This window comes from Streptomyces sp. NPDC048514 (genome assembly GCF_043199955.1).
Taxonomy (GTDB): Bacteria; Actinomycetota; Actinomycetes; order Streptomycetales; family Streptomycetaceae; genus Streptomyces.
In genome coordinates this window covers 86,950-100,809 of the sequence record NZ_JBICWT010000010.1, presented here as the reverse complement: position 1 = coordinate 100,809, position 13,860 = coordinate 86,950, and the positions used below count along the sequence as shown (strand labels likewise).

The window sequence follows — 13,860 nt, the reverse complement described above, 5'->3', positions numbered from 1 at the left end:
GCGGAGGTGATGTCCGGCCGGGGTGGAATGCGACCCTCGGGCGGGGGTATTCGCGCTGCGACTTCGGACACCGATCACGCGCCCGGGAGGCGGAACGCATGCTGATGGCACACCCCGCGGTACTGCAGGACCTCATCGCCCAGTACGAGGCCCTCAAGCTGCTCGGGGCCGAGGAGAGCACCCGGCAGGCCCGGCAGCGGCTCGCGGACATCTCCTACACGCTGTGCGTGGCCACCGGCACCAAGGACGTCGACATGGCCCTCATCGCCGCACGCCACCGTCTCTCCGGGGCGCGCCCCGAGGACGACTCCCTGCTCCCGGCGGGCGCCACGGCGCGATCGGCGTCCGGAGTGTGACGGACCCCGGGGCACGGGCGGCACCCGTGCCGGACGGTGCCCCGGGCCCCTGCCCGAGGGCGTGAAGGCCAGGCCGAACAGGCCCGCCACCGGCTCCCGTTGCGCAGGGACCCCTCTCGAAGTCGTCGCCTCCCGCTTCTGGTCCGTGAGACCAACCGGACGGTATACAGGCCCAGTCGAACGCGCGAGGGCCCCTCCTCGAGGGTCCCAGCGCGCCGCAGCGGCCTCAGGGGGCGGAACCATGAACGACGGCACACGTGCGACGGGCGGGGCGAGAGGCCGGCGGCGGGCCACCGTACTGGGGGTGGCGATCAGTGGGTGCGCCCTGGCCGCCGCGTCCACCGCACCGGCCGCCGCACACCCCGGCGGCCACGGGCACGGCCACGGTCTCGCCTACGTGTCTCTCGGCGACTCCTACACCTCGGGCCCGGGCATCCCGCGCCAGGTGAACGCCGAGTGCGCCCGCTCGGACCGCAACTATCCCTCACTCGTGACGGCACGGCGGCACGTGACCTCGTTCACGGACGTCAGCTGCGGCGGCGCCACGACCGAGGAGATGTGGCAGGCGCAGGGCACCAACCCCCCGCAACTCGACGCGCTGCGCCGGGACACGGACCTGGTCACGCTCCAGATCGGCGGCAACGACGTCGGCTTCGGGGCCATCATCGGCACCTGTGCCCGGCTGGCCGCCCAGGATCCGGCGGGCAACCCGTGTGAACGCGCCTACCGGGCCGCCGGATACGATCAGTTGACCCTCGCCGTCGCCCGCACGGCGCCGAAGGTGGACCGGGTGCTGCGGGCCGTGCACGCCCGGGCGCCGCACGCCAGAGTGATCGTCGTCGGCTATCCGGACCTGCTGCCCGACGACGGCAGCGGCTGCTTCCCGCAGGTGCCGTTCGCGCGGGGGGACTTCCCCTACCTGCGTGACACCGAGAAGCGGCTGAACCTGATGCTGCGTCTGGTGGCGGCCGTGAACCGGGCCGAGTACGCCGGCACCTACCGCCCCACCGTCGGCCACGACATGTGCAAGTCTCCCGCGGACCGCTGGATCGAGCCGTTGCAGCCGGCCTCCCCCGCGGCCCCGGCCCACCCCAACGCCAAGGGCGAGGCGGCGATGGCACAGGCGGTGCTGAACCGGCTGGACGCGGGCCGCGGGCGCGGCTGAGCGGGGAAGGCGGCCTCCGCCCCGTGCCGAGGCCGCCTTGCGGGACCGTCAGCCGCCGAGCGCCCCCAGCACCACAGCCTGGGCCTCCTCCTGCACCCGGGCGAGATGATCGACGCCGAGGAAGGACTCGGCGTACACCTTGTACACGTCCTCGGTGCCCGAGGGGCGGGCCGCGAACCAGGCGTTCTCGGTGCCGACCTTGATGCCGCCGATCGAGGCGCCGTTGCCGGGCGCCTCGGTGAGGACGGAGGTGACCGGCTCCCCGGCCAGCGTGTCCGCGGTGACCTGGGCGGGCGACAGCTTGGCCAGCCGGGCCTTCTGTTCGCGGGTCGCGGGCGCGTCGATGCGGGCGTAGGCGGGTTCGCCGAAACGGCCGGACAGCTCGGCGTAGTGCTCGGAGGGGGTCCGGTCCGTGACCGCGGTGATCTCGGACGCGAGCAGGGCCAGGATGATGCCGTCCTTGTCGGTGGTCCACACCGAGCCGTCCCGGCGGAGGAAGGACGCCCCGGCCGACTCCTCGCCGCCGAAGCCGAGGTCGCCGCCCATCAGACCGTCCACGAACCACTTGAAACCGACCGGCACCTCGACCAGCCGGCGCCCGAGGTCGGCCGCGACACGGTCGATCATGGTCGAGGAGACCAGGGTCTTGCCGATGCCCGCCCCGGCGGGCCACTGCTCGCGGTGCCGGAAGAGGTAGGAGATGGCGACGGCGAGGTAGTGGTTGGGGTTCATCAGACCGGCGTCCGGGGTGACGATGCCGTGCCGGTCCGCGTCGGCGTCGTTGCCGGTGGCGATGGAGAACCGGTCGCGCTGCTCGATGAGGGAGGCCATCGCGTACGGCGAGGAGCAGTCCATGCGGATCCTGCCGTCCCAGTCCAGCGTCATGAACCGCCAGGTCGGGTCGGTGTGCGGGTTGACCACGGTGAGGTCGATGCGGTGCTGTTCGGCGATCCGGCCCCAGTAGCCGACGGAGGCCCCGCCGAGCGGGTCGGCGCCGATGCGCACGCCGGCCGCGCGGACGGCGTCCAGGTCCAGGACGCTCGGCAGGTCGGCGACGTAGGTGCCGAGGAAGTCGTACCGCCGGGTCGTGCCCGCGGCGAGCGCACGGGAGTACGGCACCCGGCGTACGTCCTTCAGGCCGCCGGTGATGAGCTGGTTGGCACGGTCCTGGATCCAGGAGGTCGCGTCGGAGGCCGCCGGTCCGCCGCTCGGCGGGTTGTACTTGAAGCCGCCGTCGCCGGGCGGGTTGTGCGACGGGGTGACGACCACGCCGTCGGCGAGCCCTGAGGTGCGGCCCCGGTTGTGGGTGAGGATGGCGTGCGAGACGGCGGGGGTGGGCGTGTAGCCGTCCTCGGCGTCGATGAGCACGGTCACCTCGTTGGCGGCGAACACCTCCAGCGCGGTGGCCTTGGCGGGTTCCGACAGAGCGTGGGTGTCGACGCCCAGGAAGATCGGGCCGTCGGTGCCCTGGCCCTCGCGGTACTCGCAGATGGCCTGGGTGGTGGCGGCGATGTGGTCCTCGTTGAACGCGGTGGCCAGGGACGAACCCCGGTGCCCCGAGGTGCCGAACGCCACCTTCTGGCCCGGGTCGGCCGGGTCGGGGTGCAAGGCGTAGTACGCCGTGACCAGCCGGGCCACGTCGACGAGGTCCTCGGGACCGGCCGGCCGGCCGGCTCGCTCGTGCGGCATGAGTTCTGTTCCTCCGCATCGGTGGGGTCGTGCGCTCACCGCCCATCTTTCCTCGTGAGGGGCGTGCCATGCGAGTGCGCCCCGCCAGCCACGCCACCGGGGCGCGATCCGCCCTGCGGCCGGGTTCCCACGGCGGGTGCCCCGGCGATCGCCGTCGTCCGGCGCGGCACGGCCGGCAGGACGGCGGACGGCCGACCCGCACACCGGCACACCGGCACACCGGCAGAGGCAACGGCAACGGCAACGGCAACGGCGACGGCGACGGCGACGGCGACGGCGACGGCGACGGCGACGGCGACGGCGACGGCGACGACAGGGGCAACGGCAGGGGCAACGGCAGAGGCAGACGGCGGACAGCTGGCCGGCGGGCGGCCGACCGACCGGTGCGCGGCGCCCGTGGCACGCGCCGGCCCGCGGGCCGTACTCCTCGTGGCCGCGGCGCGTCAGCCGATGTGGTAGCTGTCCCCGTACACCTTCCAGTCGAGCGGGGTGTTCAGGTCGAGGTTGCCCTTGCGCAGGAACACCCGCTGTTCGGTGTCGACGCGGCTGGTGTCGCTGTGCGCCTCCTCCTGCTTCATCGCCCACACCCGGGCGTCGAGGAAGGCGTTCAGGTATGTCGTCTCGTTGCCGCCCTGCGCCGGCGGCTTGGCGCTGCGCAGGGCGCGCGCCCGGATGTTGCGGAAGCTGGTGGGGTCGTCGCCGTCGCCGTGCATGACGATGGCGTCGTAGTAGGCGAACTGGCCGAGCGCGCGCAGTCCGTCGGCCTTGCCCCGGGCGACTGCGGGGTTGAAGTAGACGCGGTCTCGTTCGTCGTTCTGGGCCTGCTGGAACGCGGTGTCCTGGGCGGCCTTCGCCCAGTCCTTGGGGTAGTTGGGGTCCAGTCCCGTGTGGGAGTCGGTGCCGTCGACCTTGCGCAGGGCGGGCAGGTACTTGGCGAGGACGTTGCCGGGCTTGCGGTCGGTGTACAGCTGGACCAGATCGAGCATGTCCCCGGTGCCGGAGCAGAAGCCGATGATGCCGGCGGTGTAGCCGCGGCCGTCACCGATGTCCTCGATGTACTTGTACTGGGCCTTCCAGTCGAGCGAGGAGTTCTCCGCGCTCGACACCAGCTTCATCGCCGTCTCCTTCTTCGCCGGGTCGTCCAGGCCCGGCGCGGCTGCCGGCGCGACGGCCGGTGCCGCGGCGGCGCGCCGGTTCCCCAGCAGGGCGCCGGACGCGACGACACCGAGCGCGGCGACGACGGTCCGGCGGGAGAGGTGGGCGGGGGCTGCTGATGAGCGGTCTGCATGCACCACGGGGCTCCAAGAGGGAGTGGGGGGTGGGTCGTTGGTCCGTACCGGTACTGGTAGGAAAGTTTCCTATCAAATGCGGTGCGGACCGGTAACCCGTCGCGCGAGAAGTTCGTAGGATCGAACAGCTCCCGGGCGGGGCCGCCCGGGGGTCAGCCCTGTCCCGCCTTCTCCCGTTCCCGGGTGAAGGCGTACAGCTCCTCGGAGGTGGTGATGAGTTCGCCCCGTTCCGCGCGCGAACCGACCATCGGCTGCGAGCCCTTGAGCGGCACCTGGGCGCTCTCCGGGAGGAACTTGACGGTCACCAGGCCGATGAGGCCGGCCAGCATCAGGTAGTAGGCCGGCATCAGGTCGTCGCCGGTGATGTCGACGAGTGCGGCGGTGACCAGCGGGGTGGTCCCGCCGAACGCCGCGACGGCGAAGTTGAAGCCGATGCCCATGGCCGCGTAGCGCACGGCGGTCGGGAACAGGGCGGGCAGCGTGGCCGCGCTCGGAGCCGCGAAGCAGGCCAGCAGGGTGGACAGCAGCAGCACCCCGAGGATCGGCGGCCAGGTGCCGTGCGCCTTGATCAGCAGGAAGGCCGGAACGGCGAGCACGATCATCGCGGCGGCGGCCACGGCGTAGAGCGGCCGCCGGCCGACATGGTCGCTGAGCCGGCCGAGGAAGGTGATCAGCACGACGATCCACACCATGCCGATGAGCACGAGCACATCGGCCGAGCCGCTGGAGCGGTTCAGGGTCTCGGTCTGATAGGTGGGCAGATAGCCGGTGACCATGTAGTTGGTGACGTTGTAGAGCAGCACCAGGCCCATGCAGACGAGCAGTGACCGCCAGTGGTTCTTGACGATGTCCCGGAACTCGCTGCCCGCCGACTCCTGCGCGAGGCTCTTCTCGTGCTCGTCCAGTTGCTGCTGGAAAGCCGGGGACTCCTCCAGCTTGAGCCGCATGTAGAGGCCGATGACCCCGAGCGGGCCGGCGATCAGGAAGGGGATGCGCCAGCCCCAGGAGAGCATCTGATCGTCTGTCAGTGCCAGGTTCAGCACGGTGACCAGGGCCGAGCCGAGGGCGTAGCCGACGAACGTGCCGAAGTCGAGCCAGCTGGAGAGGAAGCCGCGCCGGCGGTCGGGCGAGTACTCCGCGACGAAGGTGGTCGCCCCGCCGTACTCGCCTCCGGTGGAGAAGCCCTGGACCATGCGGGCCAGCAGGAGCAGCACGGGCGCGGCGATGCCGATCGTGGAATAACCGGGAATGACGCCGATGGCGAAGGTGCCCACGGCCATCATGATCATGGTGGTGGCGAGTACCTTCTGCCGTCCGATCCGGTCACCCAGCGGCCCGAACACCAGACCGCCGAGGGGCCGTACGACGAAGGCGGCGGCGAAGGTCGCGAAGGAGGAGATGACCTGGGCGGCCGGGGAGGCGCCCGGGAAGAAGACCTTGCCGATGGTGGCGGCGAGATAGCTGTAGACGCCGAAGTCGAACCACTCCATGCAGTTGCCGAGCGCGGAGGCTCCGACTGCGCGTTTGAGCAGGGGGGCCTCGACGACCTGGACGTCGTCCTTGCCGAAGGCCCGGCGGTTGCGGCGGAGCCTGCGGGTCAGTTCCTCACGGACCTGGTGCGGCAGCCCGGCCACCGCCTTGGGCACCCGGGGCCGGCTGCCGCCGTGCTGCTCTCCTTCGGTCTTCGCACCGCTCACGAGCGTCTCCGTTCTCTCGCTCCACTGATCACCGCCTGCCCCCATGGCCGATTCAGAAACGGAACCAATCAATCCCATACGGGACGACGGTTGGACTTTGCCCGGCACCGCGACGGAGGCTGGAGAGGCCCCTGCGCACACGCACGGGCGCCCCTACCGCACCACCCGGAGAAGACCCGATGACGTACGTCGCGGACCCCGCTCGCTACGACGGCACCATGCGCTACCGGCGCACCGGCCGCTCGGGGCTGGACCTGCCGGTCCTGTCGCTCGGCTACTGGCACAACTTCGGCGACGACCGCCCCTTCGAGACCCAGCGCGAGATCGCCCTGCGCGCCTTCGATCTCGGGATCACCCACCACGACCTGGCCAACAACTACGGCCCGCCCTACGGTGCGGCCGAGCTGAACTTCGGGCGGCTGATGAAGCAGGACCTCGCGCCCTACCGGGACGAGCTGGTGATCTCCACCAAGGCGGGCTGGGACATGTGGCCCGGCCCCTACGGGCAGGGCGGCGGCTCCCGCAAGTACGTGCTGGCCTCGCTGGACCAGTCGCTCAGCCGCATGGGCGTGGACTACGTGGACGTCTTCTACTCCCACCGGCTGGACGCGAGTACGCCGCTGGAGGAGACGATGGGCGCGCTCGACACCGCCGTCCGCCAGGGCAAGGCGCTGTACGTCGGCATCTCCTCCTACGACGCGGAGCGCACCCGGCAGGCGGCCGCGATCCTGCGGGACCTGGGCACGCCGCTGCTGATCCACCAGCCGTCGTACAGCATGCTCAACCGCTGGATCGAGACCGACGGCCTGCTGGACGCGGCCCGGGAGGAGGGTTTCGGCGTCATCGGCTTCACGGCCCTCGCCCAGGGGATGCTGACCGGCCGCTATCTCGACGGCGTGCCGGCGGATTCGCGGGCGGCGCAGGGGAAGTCCCTCGACCCCGCGTGGCTCACGGACGACATGCGGCAGCGGCTGCGCGCTCTGAACGGCATCGCGGCCCGGCGCGGACAGAGCCTCGCCCAGATGGCTCTGGCCTGGGCCCTGCGCGACGAGCGGGTGACCTCGCTGGTCATCGGCGCCTCGCGCACCGAGCAGCTCGAGCAGAACGTCGCCGCGCTGGAGAACCCGGACTTCAGCCAGGCGGAGCTGGCCGAGATCGACAAGTACGCCACCGAGGGCGGCGTGGACCTGTGGCGCGAGGCCCGGCTCGGCACGCTCGGCTGAGCCTGGCACGGAGTGCAGAAAAATCCGGCATTGCGTGACATAGGCTATGGACATAAGAGAAAAGTAGGACATAATGGTGAGTGTTCGGACAGCGTTGTCACCGCTTGGCCGCTGCTTTTCCGATCTCTCCCCCGCGTTCCCCCGCGACTTCGAGGAGCCGCTCACCGCATGGCGTACGGAGCCCCCCGCACCCCCCTGCTGCCTCCCCACCCCGACCTGAGCCTCGCGCGCGACTGCGAGCAGTGCCTCGGCTGGGGAACCGTCGTCACCCGCGACGGGGACCACGAGCTGTGCCACACATGCCAGCCAGGCCCCGGTGACGACGAGGGCGCAGCCTCCACCGCCTCCTAGCACTCCCCAGCCCCACCGGAGCCCCGCCGCCCGCGCGTCAGCCCTCGCCGCGTCACGGTGCGGGCGCGGCCCCGGCGGCCATTGCCCGACCGCCTCTAGGACGAGGTGCGGGTTGGCCGGTCCTCGGGTGAGCGGTCCGGCCCGCTCGGCCGGGTGTCGTCGACGGCGCGTTCATGGCCGCCCCGCAGTGCCGAGGCCACCGCGGAGACCAGCGCCATGCCGGCGGCGACCCCGAAGACGATGCTCAGCCCGTGGTGGAAGGGGCCGGAGACCAGTTCCGGGAAGAAGGTGTGGCCGGTCAGGGTGGCGCGCTGCGCCGCGGACAGGTGGTCCAGGGTGTCTCCGGCCCCGAGCAGGTGGCCGATCGGATTGTCACCGAGGAACGTCGCGAACAGGGTGCTGACGGGGGGCAGCGACGCCACCCCGTGGGCGGTCGGGGCGGGCACTCCGTGTGCCTGCAGGCCGCTGCTCAGCGTCGACGGCAGGGAGGCGGCCAGACCGCTCACCATCAGGGAGAAGAAGACGCCGATGGACAGGGCCGTGCCCGAGTTCTGGAAGGTGGAGCGCATCCCGGAGGCCACCCCCCGGTAGCGGGCCGGCACGCTGCCCATGATGGACGAGGTGTTGGGCGAGGAGAACATGCCCTGACCGAGACCGCTGAGCAACAGCAGCGCGGCGAAGAGGCCGTAGTCGAAGTCCACGGGCAGGGCGAGCAGGCCGAGGAACGACGCGGCGACGAGGAGCAGCCCGGCGGTGGAGAAGACGCGGGCGCCGAACCGGTCGGACAGATAGCCCGAGACGGGGCCGGCGACGAGGAAGCCCAGGGTGAGCGGCAGCATGAAGATGCCGGCCCACAGCGGCGTGTCCTCGAAGTCGTAGCCGTGCAGGGGCAGCCAGATGCCCTGCAGCCAGATGATGAGCATGAACTGCAGCCCGCCCCGGGCGACGGCGGTGAGCAGGGCGGCGAGGTTGCCCGCGGCGAACGCCCGCACCTTGAACAGCGACAGGTGGAACATCGGCTCGGCGACCCGCGTCTCCACGACGCAGAACACCAGCAGCAGGAAGGCACCGCCGAACAGGCCGGTGAGCACCCAGGGGTTGGTCCAGCCGGTGGGGTGGCCGCCGTAGGGCTGGATGCCGTACGTGATGCCCGCGAGCAGGATGCCGGCGCCCGAGGCGAAGGTGAGGTTGCCCAGCCAGTCGATCCGGCCCCGCACGCCGGTCGCGGTCTCCCTGAGGCTCAGGTACGACCAGACGGTGCCGGTGACGCTGATCGGGACGCTCAGCCAGAACACCGCCCGCCAGTCGACGGCCGCGAGCAGTCCGCCGGCGAGCAGGCCGAGGAACTGCCCGGCGAGGGCGGTGATCTGGTTGATGCCGAGGGCCATGCCGCGCTGCCGGGCCGGGAAGGCGTCGGTGAGGATGGCGGCGGAGTTGGCGGTGAGCATGGAGCCGCCGAAGGCCTGCACGATGCGCCACAGGATCAGCCACAGCGCGCCCGCGCCGGCGCGGAACGGGTCGAGGGACAGGGCGACGGAGGCACCGGCGAAGATCAGGAAGCCCAGGTTGTAGATCCGGACCCGGCCGAACATGTCGCCGAGCCGGCCGAGGACGACGACCAGCACGGCCGAGACCAGCAGATAGCCGAGGATCATCCACAGCAGGTAGCCGATGTTCCCCACCGCCAGCGGGTCGAGGCCGATCCCGCGGAAGATCGCCGGCAGCGAGATGATCACGATGGAGGCGTCCATCGTGGCGATCAGCACGCCGAGCGTGGTGTTGGAGAGGGCGACCCACTTGTAGCCCGGCCCCGGCGGTGTGTCGCGCAGGCGGGCCGAGTGGGCGAGCACACGGGCGCGCAGGCCGGCCTCGGCACGGCCGCGCGGGGCGGGCGCGCTGCCGGTCACAGCCGTTCCGCCAGCCGGTCGAGCAGGGGCAGGACGTCGAGCAGTGCCTGCCGCTCCCGCGGGGTGAACTCGTCCAGGGCGGCGGCGAGGCGGCCGACGGACTCGGACCGGCGCTGTTCCAGCACCGTGCGTCCCTCTTCGGTGACGGAGACGATGACCCGGCGACCGTCGACCGCGTCGGGGCTGCGGCTCACCAGGCCGCGCTGTTCGAGTCCGGCCAGGGTGCCGGCCATCGCCTGCGGCCGTACGCGCTCCAGGTCGGCGAGCGAGCCCGGCGAGTCCGGTCCGGTGCGGGCCAGTCTGGCCAGCACCGAGACGCCCGAGAGCGACAGGTCCCCTACGGCGTGCGCCTGGCGCAGCCGGCGGACGATCCGGCCCATGGCCAGCCGCAGCGCGCCCGCGAGTGCAGTGGTATCCACATTTGATAACACTAGGTTTATCAGTCTGGGCTGTACACCAAGACCGGGCAATGCGCGGCCGGGCACACCGGACGGGTCCCGGCCGGGCGGACGAGGAAGCCCAGCAGGCACAGCACGATCACGACGAGCGCGATCCACCACAGCGCCTTCAGCGCGAAGCCCGTGCCGAAGAGAATCAGGGCCGGCAGAAGAACCAGAAGCAGAGGAACCGTTTTCATCAACCTCCGGGACCGTGGGCGGCCGCCCATTGCCCGATCACCCCGCGCTCTTTCGACCCGGCCCGGATCCGGTTTTCTGGTTTGGACCGCGGCACAGTGGCAAGCCGAATGTCGACCACACACCGCGAACACGTTGGGATGTGAAACCCATGGCTGGCAACCAGAAGGCCAAGGCCAAGGCGGAGCAGGCCAAGGGCAAGGCCAAGGAGGCCGCGGGCCGCACGGTCGGCAACGAGCGCCTGGAGGCCGAGGGCCGCATGGAAGGCGCGCGCGGAGACGCCCGGCAGGCCAAGGAAAAGGCCAAGGACACCTTCAAGCACTGAATCGGGCACCCATTCGGATTCGGAACGGGTCCGGGAATTCCCGTGGATGCGGATTTCCCGGGCCCGTTCCGCCGTTCCGCCGCCGAGACCTCGGGGCCGAGCGCGTCCGGCCCCGGCCGGCCGCTCCGCGCCCGGCCGGCCACCTCTCATCACGGGATCGTGTGCAACCGGAGGATTCCCGGCGGACGTCCCCTTGATCGACGGTTCCGCGGGTAGCCGAAGCAAGACGGCAAGGACCCCGTGTGGACAGGAAGGGACCCCGACCCCGGAGGAAAAGGGCAAACGAGGTATGGACATCCCGTTCAGGACGCACACGACGACGCAGGACCGCCCCGCACTCCTGCGGTGCAGCCGCACCTGGGACAGCGGCGTCACCGGCATCGCCGACGCGAGAGACGCCGTGGCGTCGCTCCTGTCCCGGGTGCGACCCGCACCGGACCGGCGCTCGGTGCAGGATGCCCAGCTGGTCGTCAGCGAGCTGGTCACCAACGCCATCAAGCACGCCCCCGGGCCGTGCGCCCTGCGGCTGGAGGTGCCGCCCGACGCCTCCCTCGTGCGCATCACCGTGACCGACACCTCCGCCGAACAGCCCCGGCAGCGCCCTCCCGACCCGCGGCGGGTCGGCGGCCACGGACTGCACCTGGTGACGATGCTCTCCAGCGGCCTGGAGGTGACCCCGCTGTCCCACGGCAAGAGGGTCACCGCCACCGTGCCGCTCACCGGCGAACAGGCCGGGTGAGCACCTCGCCGGCTCAGCCGACCCGGATGCCCACGATGCAGGTGTCGTCGTCGGTGTCCGACCTGCTGTAGGTGAGCAGCCGGTCCAGCTTCTGGTCCAGGGTCGCCGGCGCCGAGCGCGCCGTCTCCAGCAGATGGGACAGGGACTCCTCCACCGAGCGGTCCCGGCGCTCGATCAGACCGTCGGTGTACATCAACAGGGTGTCACCGGCGGCGAGTTGCACCTCCGTCTCCTGGTACACCGCCTCCGGCAGGGCACCGAGCAGCAGACCCTTGAGTGTGGGCAGCGCGGTGGCCTCCGCCTCCCGCACCAGGACCGGCGGGAGATGGCCCGCCCGGGCCCAGCGCAGGGTCCGCCGCTCGCCGTCGTACAGCCCGCAGACGGCGGTCGCGGTGACGGCGCCGGTCAGATGGTGGGCGACGATGTTCAGCCACGCCAGCAGCTGCGCCGGGCCCGCCCCGGTCACCGCCAGGCCGCGCAGCGCGTTGCGCAGGACGACCATGCTGGTGGCGGCCTCGATCCCGTGCCCGGCGACGTCGCCGACGCACAGCAGGACCAGCCCCGAAGGAAGCACGACGGCGTCGTACCAGTCGCCGCCGACCAGTTGCCGGGTCTCCGCCGGCCGGTAGCGCACCGCCACCTGCAGGTCGGGCACCTTCAGCGGGGCCTGGGTGGGCGGCATGATGGCGTGCTGCAGCTGCAGGGCCAGCCGGTTGCGCTCGTCGGCCTGCTGCTCGGTGTGGGCGAGCTGGTCGCGGGTGGCGGCGAGGGCGACCTCGGTCCAGTGCTGGGCGGAGATGTCCTGGTAGGCGCCGCGGACGCCGAAGAGCTGACCCACGGTGTCGAGGACCGGTTCGGCGACCACCCGCATGTGCCGGGTCACGCCGTCCGGGCGCTGCAGCCGGAACGCGGCGGACGCGGGCCTGTGGTGGTGCAGCAGCGTGCGCAGGAAACGGCCGATGGACACGGCGTCGTCGGGATGCGCGTGCGCGGCCAGCTCCTCCAGGGCCACCGGAGGGCTGGTGGCCGGGCGGCCGTAGAGGTGGAACAGCTGGCCGTTCCAGGTGATCTCGCCGGTGAGCAGGTTCTCCTCGAAGCCGCCGATACGGCCGAGCCGCTGGGCGTGCTGGAGCAGGCTGGCCAGCCGGGCCGTCTCGTCCTCGATGCGCCAGATCAGCAGCACGCTGGAGCCGTGACGGCTGATGCTGATGTCCGCGACGGCGGACAGCGGCACCTCGTCTACCAGGGCGGTCAGCCGCATCCGGCGGGCGCGGAACGGCTCACCCGTGGCGTAGACGCGCTCCACGCGCTGGAACAGCTCGCTGGCGCCGGCCGCCATCGGATAGGCCTCCAGCAGCAGGGCACCGTTGACGACGGCTCGTGACCGGCCCGCCGGATCGAGGAAGCGGCCGTTGACGTGCTGGATGCGGAAGTCGACGAGCCGGCCGGTGCCGTCGAGGTGCGGCACCAGTACCAGGGCCGGGTCGTGCAGCCCGTCCGCCAGGTCCATCAGCTCCACCACATCGGGCAGCACGCGGGGTTCCTGTCCCGCGCCGGGCTGTGGCGTGAAGGACTCCAGGGTGTGCGCGCACAGCTCGGCGAGGGCTTCCGCCTGCCGGATCACCGGACGCGGCAGCGGGCCCTCGGGCCTGGGCCAGGCGATCTCCAGGACACCGTGGATCCGGCCGCCCGCGCCCGCCGGCAGAGCGAAGCGGGCGCCGTCGGCGTACTCCCGGCGGCCCAGCGTGGGCAGTCCGGAGGCGGCGAGCGAGGGCAGCCACTGCCCGTCGGGCTCGGTCAGGCCGCGCCGGGCGACCGTGACCACGTCGGGCGGGACGTACCGCCAGCGGGCCGCCTCGCCGGCCGGGAAGCCGGCGCTGCCCGCGAGGGTCAGCGAACCGTCCGAACCGACGGCCCAGATCGCCACGGCCACGGCGCCCAGCGGCCGCAGGGCGTGTTCCAGCAGCGAGTCCGCCATCGCCTGGGCGTCGTGCGCGGCGAGTACCCCGCTCTCGGCGGCGCGCAGCCGTACGGCGGCGGACTCCTCGACGGCCCCGGACGGGTTCGCGGTGACCGACAGGAACGCCTCGGTGACCTCCGAGACCCGGTCCCGGGCCGCCTGGTTGATGACGTCCACCGCCAGCTCCAGCGGGGTCGTCTGCGCCTGCTCGGTCAGTTCGGCGAGCTGACGCGCGGCCTGCGCCGGACCGCAGCCGAGGCGCTCGACGAGGATGCCCTTGGCCAGTTCCATCAGCGCCCGGCCCTCGGCCTCGGCCTGCGCCGCCCGTACCTCGCGGCGCAGCCGCTCGACGGTGGCGGCGAGCCGGCCGACCGGCGAGGCGGCCGGCACGTCGGTCGACGCCGCCTCCGTGTCGGGCAGCCGGAGCGGGACGAGGCCGGCCGTGTCCGGTACGGCGGGGGGTTCGTGGGTGCTCACCGGGTCCGCGCTCCTAGTCCGGCGAGCGGGCGGCCGCACCGTGCTGT

General features: G+C 72.0%; 13 protein-coding genes. 6 read left to right on the top strand and 7 right to left on the bottom strand.

Annotated features, from left to right (window positions below; genetic code table 11):
• Nucleotides 1-98: 98 nt before the first annotated feature.
• Nucleotides 99-356, top strand: coding sequence for a DUF5133 domain-containing protein (locus ACGFT2_RS22675; RefSeq protein WP_393281173.1), 258 nt, complete (start codon nucleotides 99-101; stop codon nucleotides 354-356).
• Nucleotides 357-597: 241 nt separating this feature from the next.
• Nucleotides 598-1,521, top strand: a complete 924-nt coding sequence (locus tag ACGFT2_RS22670; RefSeq protein ID WP_393281171.1) for an SGNH/GDSL hydrolase family protein — start codon at nucleotides 598-600, stop codon at nucleotides 1,519-1,521.
• A gap of 48 nt (nucleotides 1,522-1,569) precedes the next feature.
• On the opposite strand, the gene pgm is transcribed toward ACGFT2_RS22670, so the two are convergent.
• From pgm to ACGFT2_RS22655, 3 genes are all read right to left on the bottom strand, one after another.
• The gene (pgm, locus tag ACGFT2_RS22665) at nucleotides 1,570-3,210 is read right to left on the bottom strand and encodes a phosphoglucomutase (alpha-D-glucose-1,6-bisphosphate-dependent) (RefSeq protein WP_393281169.1); all 1,641 of its coding nucleotides are present in this window, start codon (nucleotides 3,208-3,210) and stop codon (nucleotides 1,570-1,572) included.
• Nucleotides 3,211-3,653: 443 nt separating this feature from the next.
• Complete coding sequence (locus tag ACGFT2_RS22660) at nucleotides 3,654-4,505, bottom strand: chitosanase (RefSeq protein WP_393281167.1); 852 nt, start codon at nucleotides 4,503-4,505, stop codon at nucleotides 3,654-3,656.
• Nucleotides 4,506-4,651: 146 nt separating this feature from the next.
• The gene (locus tag ACGFT2_RS22655) at nucleotides 4,652-6,241 is read right to left on the bottom strand and encodes an MFS transporter (RefSeq protein WP_393281165.1); all 1,590 of its coding nucleotides are present in this window, start codon (nucleotides 6,239-6,241) and stop codon (nucleotides 4,652-4,654) included.
• A 134-nt stretch (nucleotides 6,242-6,375) separates the two neighbouring features.
• Between ACGFT2_RS22655 and mgrA the strand changes: the two genes are divergently transcribed.
• Nucleotides 6,376-7,419, top strand: coding sequence for an L-glyceraldehyde 3-phosphate reductase (gene mgrA / locus ACGFT2_RS22650; protein WP_393281164.1), 1,044 nt, complete (start codon nucleotides 6,376-6,378; stop codon nucleotides 7,417-7,419).
• A gap of 168 nt (nucleotides 7,420-7,587) precedes the next feature.
• Complete coding sequence (locus tag ACGFT2_RS22645; protein ID WP_393281162.1) at nucleotides 7,588-7,770, top strand: hypothetical protein; 183 nt, start codon at nucleotides 7,588-7,590, stop codon at nucleotides 7,768-7,770.
• 95 nt (nucleotides 7,771-7,865) lie between these two features.
• Here the strand turns inward: ACGFT2_RS22645 and ACGFT2_RS22640 are convergent, their stop codons facing one another.
• The 3 genes from ACGFT2_RS22640 to ACGFT2_RS22630 all read right to left on the bottom strand — a co-directional run bounded on the left by ACGFT2_RS22640 (nucleotide 7,866) and on the right by ACGFT2_RS22630 (nucleotide 10,314).
• Nucleotides 7,866-9,521 carry an MFS transporter gene (locus tag ACGFT2_RS22640; protein ID WP_393281632.1) on the bottom strand — a complete coding sequence of 552 codons (1,656 nt, stop codon included), beginning with the start codon at nucleotides 9,519-9,521 and terminating at the stop codon, nucleotides 7,866-7,868.
• A gap of 152 nt (nucleotides 9,522-9,673) precedes the next feature.
• Nucleotides 9,674-10,096 (bottom strand): MarR family winged helix-turn-helix transcriptional regulator, encoded by a 423-nt coding sequence (locus ACGFT2_RS22635; RefSeq protein ID WP_393281160.1) that lies wholly within the window; start codon nucleotides 10,094-10,096, stop codon nucleotides 9,674-9,676.
• A gap of 20 nt (nucleotides 10,097-10,116) precedes the next feature.
• The gene (locus tag ACGFT2_RS22630) at nucleotides 10,117-10,314 is read right to left on the bottom strand and encodes a hypothetical protein (protein ID WP_393281630.1); all 198 of its coding nucleotides are present in this window, start codon (nucleotides 10,312-10,314) and stop codon (nucleotides 10,117-10,119) included.
• A 149-nt stretch (nucleotides 10,315-10,463) separates the two neighbouring features.
• On the opposite strand from ACGFT2_RS22630, the gene ACGFT2_RS22625 reads away from it, so the two are divergent.
• Both ACGFT2_RS22625 and ACGFT2_RS22620 read left to right on the top strand, forming a co-directional pair.
• On the top strand, nucleotides 10,464-10,637 hold the full coding sequence (locus ACGFT2_RS22625) for a CsbD family protein (protein ID WP_393281158.1): 174 nt from the start codon (nucleotides 10,464-10,466) through the stop codon (nucleotides 10,635-10,637).
• Between the two features lie 289 nt (nucleotides 10,638-10,926).
• Nucleotides 10,927-11,376, top strand: a complete 450-nt coding sequence (locus ACGFT2_RS22620) for an ATP-binding protein (protein ID WP_393281157.1) — start codon at nucleotides 10,927-10,929, stop codon at nucleotides 11,374-11,376.
• A gap of 13 nt (nucleotides 11,377-11,389) precedes the next feature.
• Here the strand turns inward: ACGFT2_RS22620 and ACGFT2_RS22615 are convergent, their stop codons facing one another.
• On the bottom strand, nucleotides 11,390-13,813 hold the full coding sequence (locus ACGFT2_RS22615) for a SpoIIE family protein phosphatase (RefSeq protein ID WP_393281155.1): 2,424 nt from the start codon (nucleotides 13,811-13,813) through the stop codon (nucleotides 11,390-11,392).
• Between the last annotated feature and the right edge of the window lie 47 nt (nucleotides 13,814-13,860).

Bases quoted from the DNA above. Each gene is read 5' to 3' on its own strand.
- ACGFT2_RS22675 (WP_393281173.1), top strand. From the start codon at position 99: ATGCTGATGGCACACCCCGCGGTACTGCAGGACCTCATCGCCCAGTAC.
- ACGFT2_RS22670 (WP_393281171.1), top strand. From the start codon at position 598: ATGAACGACGGCACACGTGCGACGGGCGGGGCGAGAGGCCGGCGGCGG.
- pgm (WP_393281169.1), bottom strand. From the start codon at position 3,210: ATGCCGCACGAGCGAGCCGGCCGGCCGGCCGGTCCCGAGGACCTCGTC.
- ACGFT2_RS22655 (WP_393281165.1), bottom strand. From the start codon at position 6,241: ATGGGGGCAGGCGGTGATCAGTGGAGCGAGAGAACGGAGACGCTCGTG.
- mgrA (WP_393281164.1), top strand. From the start codon at position 6,376: ATGACGTACGTCGCGGACCCCGCTCGCTACGACGGCACCATGCGCTAC.
- ACGFT2_RS22645 (WP_393281162.1), top strand. From the start codon at position 7,588: ATGGCGTACGGAGCCCCCCGCACCCCCCTGCTGCCTCCCCACCCCGAC.
- ACGFT2_RS22640 (WP_393281632.1), bottom strand. From the start codon at position 9,521: ATGGACGCCTCCATCGTGATCATCTCGCTGCCGGCGATCTTCCGCGGG.
- ACGFT2_RS22630 (WP_393281630.1), bottom strand. From the start codon at position 10,314: ATGAAAACGGTTCCTCTGCTTCTGGTTCTTCTGCCGGCCCTGATTCTC.
- ACGFT2_RS22625 (WP_393281158.1), top strand. From the start codon at position 10,464: ATGGCTGGCAACCAGAAGGCCAAGGCCAAGGCGGAGCAGGCCAAGGGC.
- ACGFT2_RS22620 (WP_393281157.1), top strand. From the start codon at position 10,927: ATGGACATCCCGTTCAGGACGCACACGACGACGCAGGACCGCCCCGCA.